We start from the raw sequence: 24,600 nt of genomic DNA, 5'->3' as shown, positions 1-24,600 counted from the left end.
TTTATTTTACGGGATAAATTAACAGATGGACCTCTCCAGGGTGTCGATCATAGATGAAAATACGATAAGATAAATGATCAAGTTCTTCCAGCAGATGGAGCGGAATCTTGCGGTGTTTTATATAAGCCACATCATCGGCTTTCAGTTGGGTAAGGGCCTCAAGAATTAATTCCATCGGCTGTGGCATAGGAAGTTCGCTGACATCCAATGTAACCAGATGAAGCGGAGAAAGGCTCGTTAATTTCTGCTCAAAAAGTTCCTTCGGCACAAATGAAATATAATCGTCCTCAGCAGGCTGAACAGACAGAGCTGTATCATTTTTATAAAAGTAACTTCTGAATTCGCCTTCCGCCCATTCGTGGGTATAGCTTGGTACCTGGCGATCTTCCATTCGCCTGATCAATGGAGTGGGGACAAATGAATTGCTGATGCAAAGAATCCCGCCTGCGGCGAGTGAGCGATACAACTGAAAAATATCTTTTAACGGATCTTGACCCACTTCCAAGAGGGGTCTCACATCTAATATAACCGTCACTGCTGCTTCATCCATCCAACTTGGCCTTTCTACTGCATCGAATAAATTTATGGTTTTCTCGGCTTCATCTGACATCCAAACAAAGCCGAGCGGCACCAGCGCAGCTCGAAAATCTGCAACCGAACATCCGCCAATTTTTGCTGCTTCGCCTATGGAGACCCGAGGGGCCAATATTCGACGCAAGACCGGAATACGGATCTTGCGCAAGGGTTTGGCAATAGCGGCAATGGCTTCAATGCTCAAGACATTATAGCTGATGAGTTCTGAAATTTTGGTATGCTGGTTTATCCGCATGGCTTTTCTAGTTTTTAATTCACTTGAACACCGTAGCTCGCGAGCAACTTTGGAAATAAAATATTATTCTCCAGATGGATATGCTGCAGAAGATCGGATTCAAATGATTCAATCTGTGAAAATAATGACGTGTAAGAATTACAGGCATTGGCTGGCAATGTATAGTTTTCGGTAATTTTGCGCAGCTGCTGAAGCTCCTTTCCTGAATCCTCGTGTTCTGAAATCAAAAATTGAATGAGCTGATCCACCTGTTTGCTGGTCAATTCTTGTTCATTCTTGATTGCCGGAAAAAGCTGTTTCTCCTCTTTATCCAAATGATGATAGAGGTCATCAAGAAAAGCATCGAGTTCTTTGGACAAGCTGACCAGCTCGGGATGCTGCTGTGCATGCACATCGGCTACTTTATGTGCGAGTTCCTGAATAATCGGTCCTTTTTCCCGAACATACCGATGATGGACATTCTTAATATAATCACTTAAAAAATCGGTATCCCAATCTTTAAAATTTAGCGGCGGCCCCGCTATAGGAAGCTCTTCGGATTGATTTAACCGTCTGCGCAATTCAATTTCATTGAGACCAATACTATGAGCGGCCTCCTTAAGCGTCTGCTTACCACCGCAACAGAAATCTACTCCGAGCTGTTTTAAAACTTGGGCCTTGCGGATATCCGTGGCCGCAATATTGCCAACGGTTTCTAGTGTTTCGCTTTCCAACGGTTTGCCAAGGCGAACCTGCCAATATTCGGGTCCCGATTCCAGATAATTCCAAATGAGATCCTTTCCACGTTCACCCAACAACTGATAATAGAGCGGCTTGGGATCATGATCGTTTTTGATAATAAATGACTCGCCCGAATCCAGGGCATCGAAGTGATCAAATATGGTTGGGTGTTTAAGTCGAGGTTCTATATTGAAAACCTCCAATAAAGGTGATTTAATCATGATAATAGTATTAAATGGTAAATAAATTATTATAAATCCTTTTTCTTAAAATAGCGAATAGATAGTCCTAGAGGAATGATGCTCCAGAGCAACATGACCAACAGGGTGATCGCAATGCCGAATGTATTACCGAAAAACTCCCGAAATATCGCTCCTGTATAGCCCATCATGGCGGAAAGATCCACCTGTAATAAAATAAGGATGCGACTGATATCGATGGGATTGAGCATAGACAGTGCAATCATTCCATGTTCGATGGGATAATCCGCAAACTGAAATAGGATGAAAAGCACCAATGCGTCGAAAAGCAGCGTGAAATAAAGCCAAAGCAAAATTGCCAATCCTATCCCCTTCGACTTATCCCTGATCAATACAGATGTCCACATCGCTATGGAAACGAAAATCAAGGAAAGTAACAGTCCGCAACCGACCAAAGTAATACCCGAATAGCTAAATGCATAGATAAAAGTTGGTACGCCGACCCCGATAAAAAAAGCTAAACTGAGTGCACCTGCCAAACCCACATACAGGCTGCCCCAAATGCTTTTCCGTTGCAAAGGCTGGCTGACAAGACAATTGATAAACTCGGAACTCTGGTAGATATAGATGCCAGAAAAAACGATACTCATCAGCGGAACTACAAACAACACAATATTCAGTAGACTGAGTAATCCCTTTTCATAATTGTCCTCCATGCTGTATACCGTCATGGAAAGTACAAAGAGTAATATGGTGTAGCATAAAATGGTCTTGTTGCGCAAGAGATCCACAAAAACGTAGCGTATAATTTTATTCATCTTTTCTCTAATTAGACAGGTCGCGGTTCTGCATCAAAAAAGCGATTGCTTTGGATAGTTTTTCAGTACCTGTATCTTCTTTTAATTGCTGCAAGCTCTTATGAAACTTCAGCTCTCCTTCCTGCAGAAAGACAATCTGCGATACAAACTCATCGAGATCACTAAGTACATGGGAACTGATGATGATCAGTTTACCGCGTCCGATTTCTTTCTTGATTTTATCCTTGAGAATTTCGGTAGACAGAGGATCCAGTCCTGCTGTAGGTTCGTCCAGGATGAGTACCTTGGGGTCAAACATAAATGCGATACAGGCACTTACTTTTTGTCTTGTACCACCGGAAAGCGTCGCCATCCGTTTTTCCAATAGCTTGTCCACGCCGAAAGCCTGATAAAGATCCGAATCCGTCTGGGGCTGTTTGCGGATATCTTTGATCATATCCAGGACCTGTTTGATGGACATATTCTCAGGATATTGACCGATCTGCGGCATATAGCCAATATGGTTCCGATAAGCCCATTGCCGTCCAATGTCCTGTCCTTCAAAAGTGATCCGTCCGGCACTCGGCATGACCATACCTAGGATAGACTTGATCAAGGTGGTCTTACCACTGCCATTGGGGCCAATTAGGGCAACGCATTCGCCGCCATTCAACGTCAGATCAATGCCCTTTAATGCATTGAATTTGCCAAAGCTTTTCGTTAACTGCTGGATACTAATCATACTTTTATTGATTTCATGCGAGGCTTATCGTCTTTAAGCCCCTCGGGTGTCAGACTTGGTAATAGCTTTTCAGTCCGGTCGAACAACATGGCCATAAAACTTCGAAAAAGTAACATCGCCGAAGGATAGCGCTCAACCATCATCGAGAATAGGCTTACGGGACGAAAAGGGATATCCCCAAATCCGTCTTTATCCAGATCGTATCCCTCGTATTTGTCCCAATAGTTATGCACAAAACTGTTGAGTGTAAGGGTGCCATTGGTAGCAACATCAAAGGTATTCTGAAGAAAATTATTGTCTTTAAGCACATTGTCCATACAGCTCGACTGAATCTTGAGCCCCCATCCGTTGCTCTTAAAATTGTTATGTTCAATATGGATTCGATTCGATCCTTCCATAAAAATACCGGTGGTATTGCGGCTAAACTGATTGTTGATGATCTGACTATCAGAAATATCTTTGAGCAACAATCCATAGGCGGCATCGCCCCAATTCTCTTCGAAATTATTGTTTTCCATATGGACATGCTTGGTATACATAACAGCTACACCTGCACCATTGCTGCGAAAGGTGTTTGAGATGTAACTGTTCTGATGGGAAAACATAAAATGGAGACCATAGCGCAGATTTTTTTCAGAAAGATTGCCCTGTACTCGCGTATGGGTCACAAACTCAAGATAAATACCGTCCCTATGTCCTGACACTTCATTATTTTCAACACTTAAACTATCTGATTTCCAAGCATGAATACCATTACCAATCAGCTGTTCCGCTGTACCAAAAGCTTTGAGGATATTGCCCCGTATTTCAACGTTTGTCGCATTCTGCACATAGATCCCGAAAAAATTGTCCACGAGCTCATTGTCAAAAATTTTGATATGCGCTGTATTGTAAATTTTAATACCGGCAATATCATTCATGGAAGAATGTCCCGAATGCTGTATTGAAAAGCCTTGAACAGTAACCCCCGGCGATTTAATCGAGAGCGGTTCATATTTTTTCTCGCCGTCCAGCACAGGTTTTCCCAGGCCTTTCAGGAAAATTGCCTTATCAATAACAATATTCCCCTCCTTATACACACCCGCTGCTACTAAAACGGTATCACCTGATTTCGCTTGTGCTAGGCCAGCCTTTATTGTCCCGACAGACTGCCCCTTTCCTACCTGAATGGTTGTCGCCGATACAGGCACGTTTACGAGCCAAAGACAAGCCAATGCACAGTACAACGCTAAAGCTAGATTCTTCATTGTTATTCATTTATTTCCATAGATCATTCCAGGTCATCACCGTGCCACCGATCTCTGCTTTGACCTTATCCAGTTCGACGCGTTTTTCAAATACAGCAACATTGCCTCGCATTGGGCTTTTCAAGCCTTCACTTTTGAGATAATATGCACCTTCAGCCGGTATGAGCTTATGGCTAACATAATCCGGCAGGTAATAAACGGCAATCTCTTCTTTTTTGACCGAGTTCCCTTTGACAAAAGCGATCATACATTGTACGTCATCAAAATTAAAGACCCGCCCCTTTTTTGTCTGCAGCTGCGTACCAAAACGCGCGTCCGTTATTGTCATCTTACAGTGGGCACATTGCTCGCTACCGTATTTAATAGGCTTGGGTTTATTGTTGCCCTGACAGGCCTGTAAACTACACATAAACAGCAATATACTACTACAGATCAACGCAAATAATTTATAGTTTCTCATATTATTTTAGTTTTAGGGTTTTATTATTTTGCCACTCCTGCACTGTACAAAAGGCCAAGATAATTCCACAGAGTATAAAGATCCATCCCCCGATATCAGGTATAGAATAGGCGCCAAAATTTAAAAGCTGTTTGTATCCGATCAGTGGTGGCTGATAAGACATTCCGGGAACTTTTATCGGTGCAGATGGATCGAGCTGATGCCCATAGTTATATTCCCAGATATAAAAGTCAACCAGGGCTGCGACTCCAAAAAGCAGAAAACAAAAGAATAAGCCATAGAGCAGTTTTCTATTCTGCACGAAACCGGTAAGCAGAAAAGCAAGCGCAAAAAATAAGATGATATAAGGCAAGACCGTAAATTCTATGAAATCTTCCGCATGCAGCGTTTTCATCCCGATATAGTGGTTCAGTCCGTTGATAATATCAACTTGTCCGGCCAACTTGTTGCTGTAGATCTGTAGTTCTAACCCTTCTGGGTATTGTGCTGCGTCGAGCTCAATACGCCAGATGGGTAGGAAGATGACCGCTACCAGGGCCAGGCCACTCAGGATCAAAAGAATCCGATGCACTGCTGACAGGTGACTTGTAGTTTTCATCATTGTAGGTTATATTAATTGGTCTTCTCTTGCGGTTGATTGGTTCCCAGACTATAAATCAACGGAACGTTGTTTCCTTTTTTTGATATGCGGATATAACCCTGCATCTCTTGATGTAGCGCACTACAAAAATCAGTACAGTAGAATGGAAACACACCTACTCTATCCGGAATCCATTTCAACGTCTGTGTCTCTCCTGGCATAATGAGCAATTCACCATTCTTTGCACCTTTGACAGCAAAACCATGTGGCATATCCCAGTCCTGTTCAATGTTGGTCACATGGAAATAGACTTCATCGCCAAGCTGTACGCCCTCAATATTATCCGGCGTGAAGTGTGAACGGATGGATGTCAGGTATACATGTATCTGATTACCTTTACGCTCCACGCGTGCATCTTTATCTCCTTTGGCGACATATGGGCTGTTGTTTTCTTCAATTTTAAAGATTTTCACACTTTTATCTTTTACCTTCTCAGCCTTAATGGCTTGCGCATAATGCGGTTCCCCAATCGTCGGAAAGTCTAACAACAACTGCATTTTGTCTCCCGAGATATCAAACAATTGGGCGCTCTGCGCCAACTCAGGTCCAGTAGGAAGAAAGCGGTCTTTCGTGATTTTATTATACGCAATGACATATTTGCCGTCTGGATTTTTGGTATCTCCTCCCGGTATCATCAAATGACCTGTTGAGTAAAATGTTGGTGTTCGGTCTAGCACCTTTAAATCTTTAATATTCCATTTGACCAATTCGGAGGACACAAAGAATGAGGTAATTGCATTTCCTTTACCATCGAATTCCGTATGTAGTGGGCCTAAACCAGGTTTTTGTACTTCACCATACAGTGCAGATTCGTATTTTATAATTGGGATCCCACCGAATTTACCTTCAAATTGTTTTTCCTGGATTGCTTTCTGCATTTTAGCAAATGAAAATACAGGTATGACAGCAGCCAATTTACCCGATCCTACAATGTATTCTCCGGTAGGATCAACATCGACACCATGCGGAGATTTAGGACAAGGAATATAGTAGCATAGCCCCTCCAGTTCCTCCGCCTTCAATACGACAGTTTCTGTGTTGAATGTTGTCTTCGCAGTATGGGACTTCTCGTCGTAAGTGTTATGGGCATACTTCAAACCAGTTACCTTTCTCCCCCTTCCGGCTTTCAAATATTCTTCGGCTTTTTTCCAGTTGACGGCTAATATAAAGTCCTTATCATTTTTGGAAGCATTAACTTCCAGCAATGTATTTGCCTGTTCAGTATTGTAGGTGGAGAAGAAAAACCAGCCGTGAGAAGTCCCTTTACCGGCTCGGCTCAGGTCATAGTTTACACCGGGTGTCTCAATCTGAAAAGCTAATTCCATGTTGCCATTATCCTTGCTTACGCTGACAAAACTCAATGTTCCGCGAAAATTCTTTTTGAAGGTATTGATAGGTACATCGCCAGACTCGCCGTCAAGCGGTACCGAAAATCGGGTTCCTGCGACAACATATTCGGTGTTTTCAGTTATATAAGGTGAGGAGTGGTTTCCACCGCTATTCGGGAGCTCGAGGACTTCTGCCGTACGAAAAGTTGTCAGATCGATCCGGGCAATACGGGGGGTATTGTTAGCATTGACAAATACCCAACGACCGTCGTAGTTTCCATCTGTTTTGGAAAGCTGCACATGGTGTAAATCGTCCCAGGGTACATTGCCATGGGACGTTTCGAGCATCGGTTTAGTCTCTTCACTAAAGCCCCAGCCCTTTTCAGGGTCTAGTGAAAAAACGGGGATTACACGCAGTAATCTGCCGGATGGAAGTCCGTAAACGGAGAGCTGTCCACTAAATCCCCCAGATACAAAATTGTAAAATTCATCGTATTTCCCTGGGGCAACATACACCTTCTCGGCGGCATCGCCACTCACGGCGGATCCCGCTCCTTTGGGTTTACAGGCGTGGAAACTTGACAACATTGCGCTCGCCATTAGGCTCGTCAATATGTATTTTGTTAAAGTCATTCTATTCTTATTTTAAGGTTAATACCTATGCAGTTTTGTTGATTCTTATTCAGCTTTATTATTTTACGCCATCATTTTGTCGCATAAACTCCAATACCTTTCGGGCTTCCTCATCCGTTAGATTCTGGTTGGGCATTCGGACCATACATAATTCAAGTTGTGCCTGTAATTCAGGATCCTTATCGATCATCGGATCAGGGTTCGTGATAAAATTCATGATCCACTGTGGCTTTCTCCGTTGTGTCACGCCTTTCCACCCGGGTCCTACCAGCTTTTCGTCGGTAAGCTTATGACAGGAAGCACATTTTAAATCAACAATCATTTTTCCGGCTGTGGCCATTGGCGCATCCAAATGTTCGCCGATTTCAACCTGGTCAAATTTTCCCTCACCTCGGTGTGGATCATATCCACTGGCGTCATTTGCCGTAGCTCCAGTTTCGTTCGCACTGTTGGCAACTGTTTTTTTCTCGCCATTGTTTGATGAACAGGAGTAGATAAATAATCCCATCAAACAGCATACAATTAGCTTTCTCATCTTATTTTGGTTTTGTATTCAAACTTGATTGTGTTTTACGTAATCCAAAGGTATAGGGGAAGGTTGTAGCTATTTTATGAGGCAAATCATAAAGTGCTTCAGCTTCAAAAAAAACACCGACCAAAAGACATAAAACACTATATATAAGCACATTAAAACAAAATTGATTTTAATCACTCATTCCTGTGACCAACATCAACATCTATTTTTCGATGATGCTATATCTTTATTCCGTATAGTTAATTTTAACTAATGTCGAACGATGATTCCAAGCGTAATACTTCTCGAAAAGGGAGCGAGCAGCATACATGCCGATGTTGGTGAAATACTTTTTCACGAGGACAGCATGGCGTTATTTTATTATCAGGTGTTAAATGGACGAGTTCGTCTTTCTAATTTCTTGTCCGACGGCCGAGAAGTCCTCCATAACGTGATCTGCGCCAACGAGGGATTTGGTGAAGTGGCCATATTAGACAACGGACTGAATACAGTAACAGCAATTGCAGACAGTTCATGTACTTTGTTGAAGATCAGTTCGAAAAGATTCTTCGAAATCATGCATGAATACGGTCATCTACATCATGTAATTTCACAAAAGATCGCCCGTGAGCTGCACTTTAAACTATTCATGATCAAATTAATTTACAATCGCTCACCTGAAGAAATCCTGTCCAATCTGATTCACAAATTAAATGAAAGCAAAAGGCTCGTTTGTCAGGAATGCAACCGACTTATGCTTACGCGCCAACAATTGGCAAATATGACTGGACTACGAGTAGAAACAATCATCCGGACAATGAAGCAAATGGAAAAGGATGATAAATTAAACATTGTCCGCGGAAAAGTCTTTGTTCCCGCCGATGGCATAGATTGAACGCTGAAACAACGATACCGCGTTCTGAAAAAATCAACATATGAATAAAATAATGAACTATTTAAGTATTAAGAAATGGATCGTCATTACCCTATTCAACTTGCTTATCGTCGGTATTTTGGGATTGATTATGCGTTTAAAATTTTTATTTCCCATTCCCTGGATCGACCAGAAAAACATCATGCACGCACATTCGCATTTTGCATTTTCAGGCTGGGTATCCCAAGCGCTCATGATCTTTCTCATGATGACCGTTCTGGAAATAAAAGTCAATCAAATTTTATGTAGAAAATATCAGCATATCCTATTGGCCAATTGCACAATTTCTGCAGGTATGCTTATTTCCTTTTTATGTACTGGTTATAGTATATATTCAATTATATGGTCATTCTTATCAATCCTTGTCTCTTATTGGTTTTGCGCTCAATTATTCAGGGATCTTAAATCATCTATGCTTCCTCCAGCTCTTTCGATTTTAATAAAGGCGGCCCTATTTTTCAATATATTTAGTTCATTTGGAACCTATTTTCTCGCCTATCTCAAAGCGACCCACCAAATGGATCCATTAAAACAACTTGCATCGGTCTATTTCTATCTTCATTTTCAGTACAATGGTTGGTTTTTCTTCGCTTGTGTCGCCCTGCTTGCTGGCTGGCTGTATAAACATGGTGGTAAAATACCCATGAGCCCACGTTTCTCGCTCACCTATGCCATGACTGTTATACCTACCTATTTCCTATCCGTGCTATGGTGGAAGAATCTACCTCTTTGGTTGTATATCATTATCGTTATGACAGTCGGATTGCAATTTGTTCTTTGGGTAACCTTAGCAAAAAGAGTCGTCAGACTGATCCGAAACAATGCTGCACTTCGCTTAAACCAAGACACAGCAAAGATTTGGATATGTGTCCTAGCGGCTATTTTCCTCAAGCTGTTATTACAGGGTCTGTCCGTCATACCTGCGCTGAGTCAACAAGCTTATGGCTTTCGGCCAATTGTCATTGCTTATCTGCACCTCGTTCTTTTGGTGATCATTACCCTCTTTTTAATTGGTTATGCTTTTCAGATTTGTCTGCTAAAAATGGAACAAGGCGTTCACTACGGTATTTACGGTTTACTTATTGGAATATTTTTGAATGAATTTGTATTAATGTTACAGGGGATAGGTGGATTTCTGCATTATCCTATCGCTGGAACACATCATGTGCTAGCATTCGCAGCTGTTGTTATTGTTGTAAGCCTCTACAGGATAATGCGAACCCAATTGCGCAAATAATGCAAATGGCATAATCTTCATGGGCCGGTAAATGCTCCAAATTAACGAGTTTAGTATTCATGAAGTTCTTCGATTTCAACATCAATTTAATAACCGTATAATTTTCTGATGATTAGAGGATGCCTGTACGCAATACAAAGTTTAGTTTATTCCATTTTTTCAAGGATTTAACAACTTCGCTACGGCTTTGACTGTAGGTCTGGTAAGCCTGATTTTTGCTGACAATCGCATTAACTTCCTGAGCAAAATAAATATCGACTGAGTCGCTGCGAATAATAGATCGTCTCTCGCGAATACTGATCGTTCACCTCACGCAATTTTCTTGTTCTTACTTTTATTATGAGAGAATTAAAATATGCTCAAAGGGCATACATTATTTAACAAAAAAACTTAAAAACAATGAAAAAATTATTGATGAGTGTGATAGCCGTTGCTACGCTATCAACTGCAGCTTTCGCCAGCACAGATGCAAACGCATCCAAAGAAAATGTCAATGTAAAAACAACTGCCTACAAGGTAGCCAAAACCAATGTAGATGCTAAAACCACCGCCAAAACAAAAGAAGACAATTCGAGGTTGATTAGATGTGTCTACGTATTAAAGGTATACAATAATAGTGGCCAAGTGGTAGCTACGCATACTTCGGAAACGTATGTAGAGAACTCATGTTCAGGATTCTTCGGAAATTGCAAAACGATTTATAGGCATATGCTAGCCAATGGCGAACTATAGTCTGAGATTTATTTCGTTCGGATTATAAGATTTTATCTAACCTTAGAATCCGTTATCGGAGGTCAAATAGGGTGTGTTCCGGCAATGTAAATAAAAAACGACATCAGAAAGGGGCAGTCCGGTCAGGACAGCCCCCTTTTTAATTAAAAAACATCCAATAATTTTGCATTCTAACCTTCATGCAAACTATTACAGTACCTGTACTCCCAATAACTTTAACCATCCAGTGCTGGTAATATCACCGTTCACCGCAAGCCGTATCCCAGGCTGATTATCATTTGTGGTATCTACAATAGCGACGGCCCAGGTATAGTTCCCCGTAGGAAGATCAACAATAGCTTTCAATTCGTAGGTCATCGGGTTATTTTTAAGCCAGGTCGAAGGTTCTCCTTGATCATCTACAAAAACCTTTTTAACGTTATTTTCGCCGTCCAGAAGGGCAAAGGCTACCTTATATTTATAGTTCCACTGCGGAATATTATTAGGGAAATAACCCCAGCCCATATTCCTCCAACGATGGTTAATTGTTGTTTCAGTACCGACATTGACTTTTTCCGGTAAATAAACCCGATCAGGATATAAACGATAGCCCCCCTCAGATATAAAACGTTGACATAACGTAAAGGACTTGGTAAACCAGCTTTCAATTTCACCGATCCGGAAATCCATCATGTTTACAGCCGCTTCCAAGGAGCTGTCAAATTCACCCTGCCGAACATCTTCGGGGTGGTTTTGTCTGTATTTACCGCTGGGATCAGTCCAATAACGGTGCGTACCTGTGGTTATCCAACCGCCCTCCATAATAACGGGACGTTTAAAATTCCACACCTTAGCAAAATTCTTCTCCCAGCTTTGGTAATAATCTGTCATTCCAAAGGCATCTTGACGCAGACTGTAGCCTTTATTGATCATTTTATTCAATAACTTCTCCGAATTGGGGTTCGCAGCTCCACTGCCCGAAGGGTCACCAACCAGACGATGATAATTAATCAGTAAGGGTACTTTTGTAAAATTCTTGGAATACACATCGGAAATCCAGTCAACAACTTCTTCTTTAATGACTTCAATATTTTGACCGGAAGGGTGATTAGGATCTTCATAAATTACACTATGCCCTTCCCCCCACAAACCGAGTCCATAGGCATCGACAAAAGAGGTTTTATTTAAATCGTTAAAATCCTTCGCTAGTTCTTCAATCACCTTGCTATAATATTTCCTAAAAATAGGATCTTGCAGTACTGGTGTTTTTCTATCGGGAAAAGAAGGATTAGCCAAATAATACTTAGCGCCTGCATCGAACACAAACTGCGGCGTATTTGCACCTTGGTCGCGACCGTCGACAACGATACGAAACGCGATGGGTAATCCTTTATCTTGTGCTCCTTTGATCATTTTGTAGATTGCTGTGCTAGGATCTCTCCAAGCATACACGCCATCTGCAGGATTAAAGGTTCGCCAGCTGGTACGGATATAACAGGCAGATGCATAATCAATCGCTTTGACCGTTTTACCCAAATCAGGTACATAAAATTGGGTATCCCAATAAGAAGGGTTTCCCGAAGCCGAAGCGTACATTACCCAACCATTTAAGGGATTACGAAACATAGTGCTCCTGTTGTAACTGGGTTTTACCAAGGTTCCTGATATATCTTTTTCGATATCAGCATCATTTTTCTTGCATGAAAATGCTAGAAAGCAAAGCATGACAAGACATGCTTTGAGATAGGCTTTTTTATAGGTTATATTTTTCACTTTTAGAAATGTTGAGGTTAACTTGTATTTTTTACCCGATCTCTTATCGTTTTAACGCCAGAATAGTCATATTTCTTAAATCAAGGATCAACACATTTGTGGTGGCGGGAATGGTGAAATATGAATCGCGATTACCCTTTATCGTCCCCCCGCCCATTTCGGTTACTTTTCCCAAATTGAGAGACAAAGTTTGCGCGACGCCGTCGGACGTAGGCGGAGCACTAAATGCGTAAGCCAGATTTTTGTTGTTACTGTTATCTCCGGTCACAATAAACTTAGTAGTACCAACTCTACCACCAGTATAGACCAAAATTTGCGGATCGGCCAAACTTACCTGACAATTCATTTTAACAGGCGCTCCCCAACCATTAATACTCCCATGCATCCATAAATCCGTCACGGTGGTCGTATAAGGTTGATCTCCTGTCCATATCACGGTTTTTGCGGAAAGTGCTTTCGCCGGCGAATAGATCGTAGCGGTAGCTTTCTGCATATTGACCACGACACGGTACTCACCAGCAGTTTCTATTTTCCAGGAGAATACTGTTTCTCTCATCTTTATCCCGACCGCATTACCATCGTTTATTGCTGCGCTCCCATCGGCAGTAACCACATAATTGGTCTCTCCGTTAAATTCGACAGGAATTTCAAGTTCGCCCGGCTGCAAATTCAATACATAAGCATATTGATCTAGGTTTTCCAATGTTTTTGGCAGCTCCACCTTAGTTCCGCCAACGGCGCTGCCGCTCAAGAACACTTTATCGGCATCAAAAACAACCGTCTTGATTGGATTTACTGTAATTCTTGCCGTCCTCACCTCAGGTGCTTCAAAAGTACCGCCGCCCTCCCATTGAGCAACTACCCTAAATTCCAGCGTAAAGCTCTTGTTTGCTGGTATACCCCACTTTTCATTGGCCCAATTTTGTAATTGTTCGGAAGTAAAGCTTCTGCTAAATACATTGTCGTCTTCATAGTTAAATATGGCCGTACCCGTACCGAAATTGTTCCCCACCACATCCAACATAGTGCTGTAGCTGACCAAATGATCATCTGACTGTGTCCTGGCAGGCTTCCAGTTAAATGTGACAATATCTTTGGTCATATTGACCTCGTCCAGCGTAATGTTTTCTGACGAAGGCTGAAGCTCCATCGTTTCATTGACTTTGGGTATATCCTGAATCTCCTGTTTGCACGATAACTGGCACAATACCATGCATAAGAAAAATAAAGCTTTGTATAAATAATTGATTATTTTCATTGGTTTATGTTTTTACTAACATTTGGATAATATCATGCGCCTGACCGGCGCAACTGCTGTTTTATCATCAGATCGGGAAACTGCCGAAAATTCGAGCGCCATTCGTACAGCTTCCCGCTAACATTAATTATACCCCGGATTCTGAGGGAATGGCGCTCCTGTATTTGCATCCCTGATCACCTGCGGAATAGGCCACAGGATATTATTATCCGTAATTTTATCCTTGATCGCATTATTATACTTCTTGACACGCTCTACCAAGGTATTGGTCCGCACTAAAGTGAATCTTCTGCTTTCTTCTCCAACTAATTCGCGGATACGCTCATCGAGCAAGAAATCCATATTGATTTGAGCACCGGTGATTTCGGAGGCCCCGGCTCTTTTTCGCACCTCATTGACAGCTTGCGCAGCTTTATCAGGCATATTTTGCCCCAAATAGGATTCGGCAAGTAATAGATAGGTTTCAGCCAAACGAAATTTCATACGGTCTTTGTAGCTACCGGATAGACTTAGATTTTCTGGCCGTCCATAAAAGAATTTTGTAATCGCTGGAAATAAGCTTTTTGTCGTAAACCAAGTTTGCTCAGTAATATTAGCCTTTTTGCCATAAAGCGAGGTCTCGTTTACGTTGTTATAATACCAGTTTCGTTTAATATTATGGCCCGAATTACGGATATCATTTGCTTCAAAAATACCCGCGACATTCCCTGTTGCATTTGTTCCAGTGGTGCCAACCCACCACTTCATCGGAACCAATTGTGCGATACCACGACCGCCCAAGGTATCCGCCAAAACAAATCCCGTAATGGTCGAGTAATTAGGTATCCAAGCCCTACGGGTCCAGTCATCTGAGTTGGTTCCACCACCGATTGTATTAAACTGAAATTGCAATACCCAGATACTTTCTTTATTACCACTTTTTCTATTTTGATTATTTTCCAAAAATAAATCGCTGAATACATCACCCGGTTTACCGCTATTCACCCCATATCTACTTTTCATAAGGTTATAATAACCACTATTGATAACGGCCAACGCTGCCTTTTCCGCTTCGGCATGATTGCCCTGTAACAGATATATTTCGCTTAGCAAATGGCTTGCGGCCCATTTGGTCAGCTTACCTTCTTTAACACCGTCCGGATTCGTGGGCAGATTATCCACCGCAAACTTTAGGTCGTCTACCATGTGCCCGATCACTTCGGCTTTGGGTGTACGGGTAAAATTAAGCTGAAAGTCATACAGAATGGTTTCTACATAGGGTACATCACCATAAAGGTAAACCAAGGTACGATAAGCATAAGCACGAAAGAATCGAGCTTCGGCCTGGAAACGTGCCTTATCTTCCGGCGTATCCCAATTGGTGTTTTTTTCGGAATAAACCAGCATCAAGTTTGCAGAAGAAATAAGATTATATGCCCAATTCCAGTAAGTGCCCACAAACCGCTCTGAAGCGGTAAGCGTGAGGTTAGCAAAAGCCATCAAAGAACCATCACTATTAATTGCGTCGGCGATATCTGTCGATACTTGTAAGGCTTCGTATGGACAAGCGCCATTGTGAATAAACGCCCCACCTTCACCATAGGTATTGTATTCAGAACGCGTGAGTGCGTATAAACCAGCACTTCCCACTTCGAAACCGTAGGTACTGGTATACGTATTGGATGGTGCCAGTTCAGTTTTGAGCTCTTCCTCCAGAAACTTCTTACAGCCTCCCAAGGTGAACAATACGATAAGCCCTAAACTTGTTGTGATAATATTTTTTATTTTCATGTCCTATTCGATTAGAAATTTATATTTAAGCCAAACATATAAGAACGTGCCGTTGGATAAGAGGCCATCCAGCTATTGTCATAATTGAGCACCTCTCTGATATTAGAAATCGTATTCAGATTGTTGATGCTGGCATTTATATCAATACCATTTACACCTACCTTTTTAGCAATTTTTTGCGGTAATTTATAGCCGAAGGTGATATTTTTCACCTGCACATAGCTCACCTTTTTATAGTACCCGTGCCCCAATGGATTGAGATAGCCCGGTGAAACAATCGTCGCATTAGAATTCTCCGGTGTCCAATAATTTGCATCGTGTACATAGTTAGTAATTCCGAAAGTCCAGGCCCCCAAATTGGCCATATGATCGTCGCGCCAAACACCAAAAACACCAGTGATTAAAGCAGATGCATAAAAATTTTTGTAAGAGAATCGGTTGGCCAAAGAAGCTGTGTAACGTGGATTTTTAGATCCGATAACCACTCTGTCACTGGTCTCTATCTTGCCGTTACCATCGCGATCATACAGCTTGGCGGCCCCAGGAGCTGCCCCGTCAACAGTAATGGTTTCTCCATTTTGCCATACACCGATCATTTTATAATCGTAGAAAACTCGCAAGGGTTGACCAATAAACCAATTATTAGCAATATCATCTATGCCATCCCCCCTTAACTCGACGATTTTGTCACGATTTAGAGAAAATACAGCAGTCGTATTCCATTGGAAATTTTCGCCTTTAACATTCGCCGAATTTAAAGTGACCTCAATCCCTTTATTTTGAGTTGCACCAATATTGTCCCAAATTCGATTGTACCCATTCATAATAGGTACGGTACGGGTCATCAACAGATCTTTCGTTTTAGAAAGATAGGCATCAATAGTTCCGCCAAACCTGTTGTTAAATAGTTGAAAGTCCAGCCCAAGATTTGTCGAATAGGTCGTTTCCCATTTCAAATTAGGGTTACCGACACCATCTCCGGCCAAATATGCTGTAGTCACCGCAGCGCCATCATCGCCCCAGATATATTTTACATTGGAATATAAGCGGTCTAAAGTGCGATAGGGTGTAATTGCCTGGTTACCGTTGGCTCCATAAGAAAGGCGGATTTTCAGCATGTCAAGCCATTTGACATTATCTTTCAGAAAGCGTTCTTCCCCAATTTGCCATGCCGCTGCTGCCACAGGAAAGAATGCATATTTATTGTTGATACCAAATACCGAAGCCCCATCTGTACGTCCGGTCAAGGTCAATAAATACTTCCCTTTGTAGGCGTAATTTATTCTACCCATATACGATAGCATGGCCGACTCCGACAACGAAGCACTGTTGGAAACAAGACGGCTGGCCGAACCTATCATAAAGTATTCTGTATCATCAGTTACAAAACCAGCCCCGCTTTGTCCCGTCGACCAGCTTTTTGTTTTTTGCATACTGAATAAACCAGTCACATCAAAACGATGATCGCCGATCTGCCGCTCGTATTTAAGCAAGTTCTCCCAGGTATAATCGTTATAATTAGAATTGTTGATGGAAGCACTGCCTCCGGCCTGTGTACCCTGATCCCTGCCTTCAAAGGTATTACGCCCATAATAGGTTCCTGTAAATCCATTGCGGTAATTATAGCCAAAATTTGATCGTAAGGAAAGACCTTCTATAGGCAACAAAATATTGGCATATCCCGAAAGAAAGAAATTGTTATTATATCTATCCTGGATCGCATTGACGTTACGCATCGGATTGACGATCAATGAGTACTCCATAGGTTCAGGAACATACTTACCAGATTCGTCCTTATAACTACCATAAGGACTTTGCTTAATGGCATGCTCCAAATTTGGTGTAATACCACCGTCACTTTTTCGGGTGTATTGCAACCCAATACCAGTCGTTAGCCATTTATTAAAAGTCTGATCCACATTTGTGGTTATATTTAAACGTGACAACTTGGAATTATACACTACACCTTCTTGATCTAAAGCTGCAAGGGCAGCCATATATTTTGTGTTTTCAGTACCCCCGGAAATGCTCAATTGATGATCCGTGGTCAAAGCTTTCCGAAAGACGTAGTCTTGCCAATTATTGGTAATGCCTTTCGCATAATTACCACGCTCAGTTACACTAATAATATCGCCTGCTATAGGATCTAACAACGCACCAGTATACCCCTGCTTGATACGGGCAATGTCTTGTTGGAAGCGGATATATTCATTGGGGCCCATGACATTGATACGCTGCATTGGCTCAGCCATGCCAATCAAACCTTTATAGTTTACTTGCGCTCTACCTAGCGCTCCTCTTTTGGTTTGTATCAAAATAACACCATTCGCCGCTCGAGAACCGTAAATAGCCGATGCGGAAGCATCTTTTAGGATAGAAAGGTTTTCAACGTTATTGGGATCAATATCTGCCAAAGATCCGCTGTATGGAATACCATCCAAGATAATGAGTGGACTATTATTGGCCGAAATTGAATTTTCGCCCCTTATCAACAAGCTTTGCGATGCCCCTGGCGCAGCTTCACCGGTGGTAATGGAGAAACCGGCCACCTGTCCCACCAAGCGATCCATCAGATTGGAGGTCGATACCATACCTAGCTGCTCTTTTCCGACGACAGCCAAGCCTCCTGTTAGATCTTTTTTCTTGGCTGTACCATAACCGACCACAACGACCTGATCCAAAACATTCGTTCCAGACATTTTCACATGGATGACTCCTGATGGATTGACTTTTACTTCCTGGCTATTGAAACCAATATAGGTAAATAGTAGCGTAGCAGTGGGAGCCGCCTGGATAGTAAAATTTCCATTTGAATCGGTCTGTACACCATTTCTCGCTCCCTTAATCATGACCGAAACACCTTTAAGTGCTTCTCCCGCATCATTAGTCACCTGACCCTTGACTTGCATTTGATCTGCTGCTTGCGAATAAGCGTAATTGGATGCCACCGCCAATAGGGTAGCACTCATTATCCAGCTCCTGAGCCAGATATGTATCTTTTGTATCATTGATTTATAATGGTTAGTTTAAAATTACCTGTGTTCTTTACTTTCCCTTTCTCGTAGAGAACATATATTTGAAATAATTATGCTTCAATAGGCTTGGACTAATTTAACTTCTTGTGATAAATAATAGGTGAGGCTGCAAACACATACGCAATGCGGAAGGCAACATCTCGTTTGCCGACCTATTGACGAAATACAATATTCCGAAAAGTAATGTCATTGGTTTTTGTAAAGTTGGGATTACCCTGCGTGAGCCTGATCACGTGGTCGGGAATAATTTTCATACACATATTTTCCTTTTTAAAATTGGTTAAGACAAAACTATAATCATCACCAATTCCTAGGGTTCGTTTTTGTACGAAAATGGTTTGATTTTGTACAAAAGGCAAAAACAGGTGTTTTTGCCTTAAACAAATGAGATCGCGAGCGATTGTATCACTAATTTTTTATTTCCATTACGTGATCTAGAAGTACAGAATCGCTTTGTTGCACATCAATAGCCTCACCTTGCCCTTTGTACAGGATGTCTCTGAAACTGGCCTGGGAAATACCGCTGGCTTTTATAGGTTGATGACTGATGAAATTCCGCACAAACAAACCTTTCACATGCTCGGCATACTCAACCACTAGACCTTGTTTCGCCAAGGGACTGATGACCATATTGTCAATGAAAATATTGCTTATCCGGAGTTTACCTACAGGCATAATCCGAATAGATCGGTGTGAGATCGAATAAAAGTCCTGCCAATTTTGGAGATAAATAGTCGAAATATTGTCGATTTCACCCCTGTATATCGAGCCACTGACCACATTAACATTTTCTTCACCAGCTCCCACTCCAGTATCTGTCAAACCGATGTTAATAAAATCGTCGCCACTTTTTCCTCTACAATTTGAAATAATAATATTCTTACAGCCAAAACGTATGCCCATCCCATCTTGGTTTAAGATCTGATGGTCAGTTCCATCCACATTCACGGCTTGCCTTACGTTAAAAGTAATATCGCTTACCTTACCATTTGTACAGCGCTCTAGCACCAATCCATGCCCATGATAATCTTTCAATGTAATGCCACTAACCTCAAAAACATCGGTATAAGCCAATATAATGGCGTGATTTCGCCAACCACCCTTTTGATTCATTCCGGGTTTGCCAGCATCAGTGCCATAAGATTGGTCAAATCTGCTGGGATTTAGCGATAGCGTTTTATTATGATCGCCGGTAGCTCTTGGATGATCAGCTCCTTCTAGAAGGACATTACCTTTCCCAATGATCTTGATGTTTTTTAATGGAGATATAGTATTGATTCCCAATCCAGAATTCGCTGAACGAATAAAATTATCCCGACATTTATCGGAAAGCTTAATGGTGCAGTTATTCAATTCGAGTTCAAAATCACCAGGAAGTAAAATGGCCTGATCAATGAGCCAAACACTTTTTTTAGCTATGGCGTCATATTTCGGTATGACTACTTTTCCAGTACTGTTTTTTGCCGCATTTATAGCCTTCTGTATTCGTTCAGACTGCGTACCAGTTTTATAATTATTGGGACTAATATACATTTCATCTACCGCTTGGTTGACTGCTGCTGTCAAATGCATAATATTACATAAGCAAATAAAATAGCTAAAGAGAAGCACTCTTTTAAAAATTATCATTTTCATCATCGTTAGGATTGGCTGTTTTTCATTTCTTCCCGCTGGAAACTTTCTTTTTAAAATCTGAAGGACTTAGTTCAAACTGCTTTTTAAAACAGACACTAAAGTACTTGGCATTGTTAAACCCGGTCTGATAAGCAACTTCCGCAATGGTCAAATCCGATTTCTCCAACAGATAAGCACTTCTTTTCAGACGCATATTCAAAATAAACTCTTTGATCGACATGCCCACAATATCATTTATTTTCTGATAGAGGATGGTTCTGCCCACATTCATGTCAGCCACAAAGTCTTCTACGGAATAACTGGCATTATCGATGTTTTCTTCAATGATCCGAATGGCCTTAACTAATAGCTCCTCATCCATGGATGTGACGGTAACATTGGACGGATCCACTTGAATATGTTTACTGTATTTTTCTTTTAATTCCTGCTGGTTTCTTAAAATGGTTTCTGTTTGTTGCAACAGATAGTCGATATGAAAAGGTTTATCAATAAATACATTGGCACCAAATTCCAACGCTTTTATTTTATTCTGATTGTCATCTCCGGTACCAGAAATCATAATAATCGGAATATGGCTAGTCTTAAAATTTTGCCTCAGGCTACGACAAACATCCAAACCACTTCGATTCGGCATGATTAGATCCGTAATAATGAGTTGTGGATAGATTTTTTCAGCTTTTATTAAGCCCTCTTCTCCGTCACTGGCAGTATATACATTATATTTTTCAGCCAGACGTTGCTCTAAATAACCCCGAAGTTGTTGGTCATCTTCAATGAGCAGGATATTATCTGTCTTTTTTATGCTTTTGCATCCCCTTTCAGGCGCAAAAATATCCGGGGTGATGATCTCATCGATTTCAGAAACCGTGTAATCATAAACATTAGATTGCATATCTCCCGAGCCGGCCTGATTTTTTAAAGGCAGGGAAATGGTAAATGAAATTTTATCGGTCTTATTGACCATCCATATTTTGCCTTCCAGCACATCTACGAGTTCCTTGACAATGGCAAGCCCAAGTCCTGAACTTTCTTCGAAAGTTGGCCGATGGGATGATAGCCTGTTGAAAGAGGTATATAGAGTTGAAATCTGCTCTTCAGAAAAACAGTCACCGGTATTTAAAATTTCAATGGAGATATATTCGACTTCCGTCATATTCAAGGATGAAAACCGTTCTTTTTCCTCCGCCGTGGTAGGATAGATACGTACCCCCACATACCCATTATCAGGTGTATATTTTAAGGCATTAGAGAATAGATTAGTCAATATTTTTTCGATAACATCATAATCAAAGGCGACATACAAGTTATCCTTAAAAGCCGAAATATTCGTTTCCACACTTTTTTTGTTGGCATAGAGCTCAAATAGGCCAAATATATCGCGTACAAAATTAATAAAATCACCAATTTGAGGATTTAGGGTAATTTTTTGACTTTCAATTTCCCTAAAGCGCAACAATTGGCTAATCATACGTTGAATTCGAGAGACATTCTTCTCTATTAAATCCATGTAAACCAAAGCAGTATCATGAGGTACAATAGTTTCTCTGAGTTGCTTAAGCGGCTGTAATACCAAAGTTAGTGGTGTTTTTAAATCGTGCGAGATATTGGTAAAGAAATCAGTGCGCGCCTGGTTCAGCTCATGCATATTCCGTTCCTTTAAACGCTGCAGCGCCAACCGCTCCTTAAACACTCTTTTATTGCTATAATATCGCATAATAAAAAAGAGCAGGGCAGAGATAAGGGCAACATAGCAACAATAAGCCCACCAGGACAAAAAAAATGGTGGATCTACGTGGATGTATAAGCGCGATATTTGATTGCCCCATTGTCCATCATTATTGGAAGCCTTGATCTCGAAAGTATAATCTCCAGCCGGAAGATTAAGAAACTGTACAGATTTTTGGTTGGCATGACTGATTTGCCAATCTTCACCAAGCCCCAGCATACGATATGCAAACTGATTCTTTTCGGCAAATAGATAACTATTCGCCGAAAACTTAATTTCGACATTAGACTGATTACTAGAAAGCCTTATCTTATCTCCCTTTTGGTTGGACAGGCTTCCAATGTCTTTGGATAAAATCGACGAGCCGTCATCGGGTTTAACCAAGGTATTGTTCACCAGAAATCCTGTAAAAAAAACTTTTGGTTTTTGCGGATTTTTATTGAGGTACGTAGGATCAAAAAGTAAAAAACCATTGGTGCCGCCAAACAGCATTTCGCCTTTGGAAGTTTTGTATGCAGCATGTATGTAAAATGAACCAATATTATCTTCCTGGTAGAATCTCGCTTTTTCAAATGCTCTGGATTTCAAATCGAAGAAAAAAAGACCATCACTGGTACTTAACCACACATTTTTCGTAACGGCATCTTCTAAAATACCGAATACCATTTTGGCCGGAAAACCATTGCTTGCACTATAATTTATATACGTTCCGTCTTTTTTAAGCACGTTTACACCTTTCCCTAAGGTCCCTAGCCATACATCGCCATTCGAAGCCACGGCATAACTGCACAGATTATTTGCAGAATAGGAAGCATCCTTGACCATATAGTGCTTTAAAACGGTTAGCGTATGAGTATTTACGACAAAAAATCCCTGATGGCTAATTAAACAGAGCTGGTTTTGCTTATTCACATATAATGCTTCTACTTCTAGATTCAACTTATTGCCTTTGGAATCCTTGATTCTAACCATTTCTATCGGACCTTGTCGGTTCTTGCGATATAAAAATGATTTGTCGGGATCTGTCATCCACCAGTTACCCTCCTGATCGTTTGCAAAATCATACACCGTCAGCAGTTGCTGGCTTTCCGGAGAGCGGAAATCGAAACTACTGAAACGCTGATTGTTTACATCATAACTACCAATTCCACCATTATAGGCAGAAATCAACAGGCTCTTGCTTGCTTCGTCAAACTTAAGCCGCTTAATCATATTGGGACTTGGCCCCCTATCCTGCGACTTTTCGGGATGGATAAACTGATCTTTTTTCCTATCCCAGTAATTTAGGCTCCCCCCCTCTGTACCGATCCATATATTTCCCAGATGATCTTCCTGAAAACTACTGACAATGGGATGATTCAGACCGCCAGGGCTCGGTTTAAAGTAACGTACTCTCGAATCGTAAAGCGAGCAATAGGCGATTTTACCGCCGTAGGTACCTATCCAAACACCCTGATCCGGATCGGGATAAATTGTCCAAATGGAGTTATTCGGCAATGAATAAATATCGTTCAGGTTCATCCGCAAGGTGCTGCTACCTTCATTGGCGGGATCATAAAGGAATAATCCTCCCTGGGTAGCCACCCAGATCACACCAGTTTGGTCCAAGTACAGTTTTTTCGTTAAAACGAATGAATTTCCAGCAACCGCTACCGGAATTTTCTGTTTTAAATTACCTGTCAAATCTGTGACATGTATTCCTCCCCGCGTTGTTAAAAAGTAATACAGCCCACGGTATGCAACCACATCGTTCACCTGATTTGCTGTACTGCTAAAATCCGCAAACTGAACAAGGCGCTTTTTAGACATTTCTACCGTGTGTAAGATTGCATCTTGGGTTAAAAATACTTGGTCTTTGACACTCAATACATTTTGAAAAGACTTGTTTTTGGGCAACAAAAAACTTTCTATGTGTTCATTTTGTGGGTTATAGCGGAGTAAACTATTTTCAGAGAGCATGTAAACTTGACCATCATGATGTACACAAACTGAACGAATTACTCCGGGGACAACGATATGAAAAGAAAACCGTTCGTAATTAAATTTTAACAAACCCTGTCCCGACGCTAAAAATAAATTTCCTTTTCTATCGCGAATTAAAGAACCATAGCCCCATTTCTGCTTTGGCTTCATCGCCGAAACGATATCGTTTAACTGATAAAAGCTATTGCCATCATACATGAAAAGTGCATCGGGTCCGGTATACCACATACGCCCTAAACTGTCTTTAGCAATGCTTTGTATACCGCCATAATACGAAGTTTCGGGCATGAGGTGAAACCGGTATCTTGAAAGATCAATACCGAGAACACATTGCCCCCAGAAAATAAAAAAACAAATTATTAGACTGTATTTATTCATTTACAGATGCTTCTAAAGCTGCTTAAAGTTCAATCAGAGATTTACCGATA

18 protein-coding genes are annotated in these 24,600 nt (G+C 41.3%); 3 read left to right on the top strand and 15 right to left on the bottom strand.

Annotated elements, in window-relative coordinates; genetic code table 11:
* Position 1: 1 nt before the first annotated feature.
* The 9 genes from B3139_RS20715 to B3139_RS20675 are packed head-to-tail and all read right to left on the bottom strand — an operon-like array spanning position 2 to position 8,131.
* Entirely contained in the window at positions 2-829 is an 828-nt protein-coding gene (locus B3139_RS20715; RefSeq protein ID WP_293885468.1) for a DUF2249 domain-containing protein, read from the bottom strand.
* A 14-nt stretch (positions 830-843) separates the two neighbouring features.
* Complete coding sequence (gene ric / locus B3139_RS20710; protein WP_293885466.1) at positions 844-1,770, bottom strand: iron-sulfur cluster repair di-iron protein; 927 nt, start codon at positions 1,768-1,770, stop codon at positions 844-846.
* A gap of 29 nt (positions 1,771-1,799) precedes the next feature.
* Positions 1,800-2,567, bottom strand: coding sequence for an ABC transporter permease subunit (locus B3139_RS20705; protein WP_293885464.1), 768 nt, complete (start codon positions 2,565-2,567; stop codon positions 1,800-1,802).
* A gap of 7 nt (positions 2,568-2,574) precedes the next feature.
* Positions 2,575-3,288 carry an ABC transporter ATP-binding protein gene (locus tag B3139_RS20700; RefSeq protein WP_293885462.1) on the bottom strand — a complete coding sequence of 238 codons (714 nt, stop codon included), beginning with the start codon at positions 3,286-3,288 and terminating at the stop codon, positions 2,575-2,577.
* The gene (locus B3139_RS20695) at positions 3,285-4,535 is read right to left on the bottom strand and encodes a nitrous oxide reductase family maturation protein NosD (RefSeq protein ID WP_293885460.1); all 1,251 of its coding nucleotides are present in this window, start codon (positions 4,533-4,535) and stop codon (positions 3,285-3,287) included. Before B3139_RS20695 ends, B3139_RS20700 begins: the two co-directional genes overlap by 4 nt.
* Before the next feature lie 10 nt (positions 4,536-4,545).
* On the bottom strand, positions 4,546-4,995 hold the full coding sequence (locus B3139_RS20690) for a nitrous oxide reductase accessory protein NosL (RefSeq protein WP_293885458.1): 450 nt from the start codon (positions 4,993-4,995) through the stop codon (positions 4,546-4,548).
* Between the two features lies 1 nt (position 4,996).
* A complete protein-coding gene (locus B3139_RS20685; protein WP_293885456.1) occupies positions 4,997-5,596 on the bottom strand; it encodes a hypothetical protein in 600 nt (199 codons plus the stop codon).
* An 11-nt stretch (positions 5,597-5,607) separates the two neighbouring features.
* Positions 5,608-7,596, bottom strand: coding sequence for a Sec-dependent nitrous-oxide reductase (gene nosZ / locus B3139_RS20680; protein ID WP_293885454.1), 1,989 nt, complete (start codon positions 7,594-7,596; stop codon positions 5,608-5,610).
* 58 nt (positions 7,597-7,654) lie between these two features.
* Positions 7,655-8,131: a c-type cytochrome gene (locus B3139_RS20675; protein ID WP_293885452.1), complete on the bottom strand. Its 477-nt coding sequence runs from the start codon at positions 8,129-8,131 to the stop codon at positions 7,655-7,657.
* A gap of 262 nt (positions 8,132-8,393) precedes the next feature.
* On the opposite strand from B3139_RS20675, the gene B3139_RS20670 reads away from it, so the two are divergent.
* From B3139_RS20670 to B3139_RS20660, 3 genes are all read left to right on the top strand, one after another.
* Positions 8,394-9,005 carry a Crp/Fnr family transcriptional regulator gene (locus B3139_RS20670; RefSeq protein ID WP_293885450.1) on the top strand — a complete coding sequence of 204 codons (612 nt, stop codon included), beginning with the start codon at positions 8,394-8,396 and terminating at the stop codon, positions 9,003-9,005.
* A 40-nt stretch (positions 9,006-9,045) separates the two neighbouring features.
* Positions 9,046-10,281 (top strand): hypothetical protein, encoded by a 1,236-nt coding sequence (locus tag B3139_RS20665; protein WP_293885448.1) that lies wholly within the window; start codon positions 9,046-9,048, stop codon positions 10,279-10,281.
* A 399-nt stretch (positions 10,282-10,680) separates the two neighbouring features.
* The gene (locus B3139_RS20660; RefSeq protein WP_293885447.1) at positions 10,681-11,013 is read left to right on the top strand and encodes a hypothetical protein; all 333 of its coding nucleotides are present in this window, start codon (positions 10,681-10,683) and stop codon (positions 11,011-11,013) included.
* Between the two features lie 189 nt (positions 11,014-11,202).
* Here B3139_RS20660 and B3139_RS20655 read toward each other — a convergent pair whose 3' ends face one another.
* The 6 genes from B3139_RS20655 to B3139_RS20630 form a co-directional block, all read right to left on the bottom strand.
* Positions 11,203-12,765 carry a DUF4832 domain-containing protein gene (locus tag B3139_RS20655; protein WP_293885445.1) on the bottom strand — a complete coding sequence of 521 codons (1,563 nt, stop codon included), beginning with the start codon at positions 12,763-12,765 and terminating at the stop codon, positions 11,203-11,205.
* A 43-nt stretch (positions 12,766-12,808) separates the two neighbouring features.
* Positions 12,809-14,023, bottom strand: a complete 1,215-nt coding sequence (locus B3139_RS20650; RefSeq protein ID WP_293885444.1) for a SusE domain-containing protein — start codon at positions 14,021-14,023, stop codon at positions 12,809-12,811.
* Positions 14,024-14,146: 123 nt separating this feature from the next.
* On the bottom strand, positions 14,147-15,793 hold the full coding sequence (locus B3139_RS20645; RefSeq protein ID WP_293885442.1) for a RagB/SusD family nutrient uptake outer membrane protein: 1,647 nt from the start codon (positions 15,791-15,793) through the stop codon (positions 14,147-14,149).
* Positions 15,794-15,804: 11 nt separating this feature from the next.
* A complete protein-coding gene (locus tag B3139_RS20640) occupies positions 15,805-18,801 on the bottom strand; it encodes a SusC/RagA family TonB-linked outer membrane protein (RefSeq protein ID WP_293885440.1) in 2,997 nt (998 codons plus the stop codon).
* A gap of 435 nt (positions 18,802-19,236) precedes the next feature.
* Positions 19,237-20,400, bottom strand: coding sequence for a glycosyl hydrolase family 28 protein (locus B3139_RS20635; RefSeq protein WP_293885438.1), 1,164 nt, complete (start codon positions 20,398-20,400; stop codon positions 19,237-19,239).
* Positions 20,401-20,485: 85 nt separating this feature from the next.
* Positions 20,486-24,550 carry a hybrid sensor histidine kinase/response regulator transcription factor gene (locus B3139_RS20630; RefSeq protein WP_293885436.1) on the bottom strand — a complete coding sequence of 1,355 codons (4,065 nt, stop codon included), beginning with the start codon at positions 24,548-24,550 and terminating at the stop codon, positions 20,486-20,488.
* Positions 24,551-24,600: the final 50 nt, after the last annotated feature.

The sequence above is a fragment of the Sphingobacterium sp. UBA1498 genome, from assembly GCF_002325125.1.
In the GTDB taxonomy this organism is placed as follows: Bacteria; Bacteroidota; Bacteroidia; order Sphingobacteriales; family Sphingobacteriaceae; genus Sphingobacterium.
The sequence above is the reverse complement of the archived record's forward strand: the minus strand, read 5'-3'. Positions and strand labels throughout refer to the sequence as shown.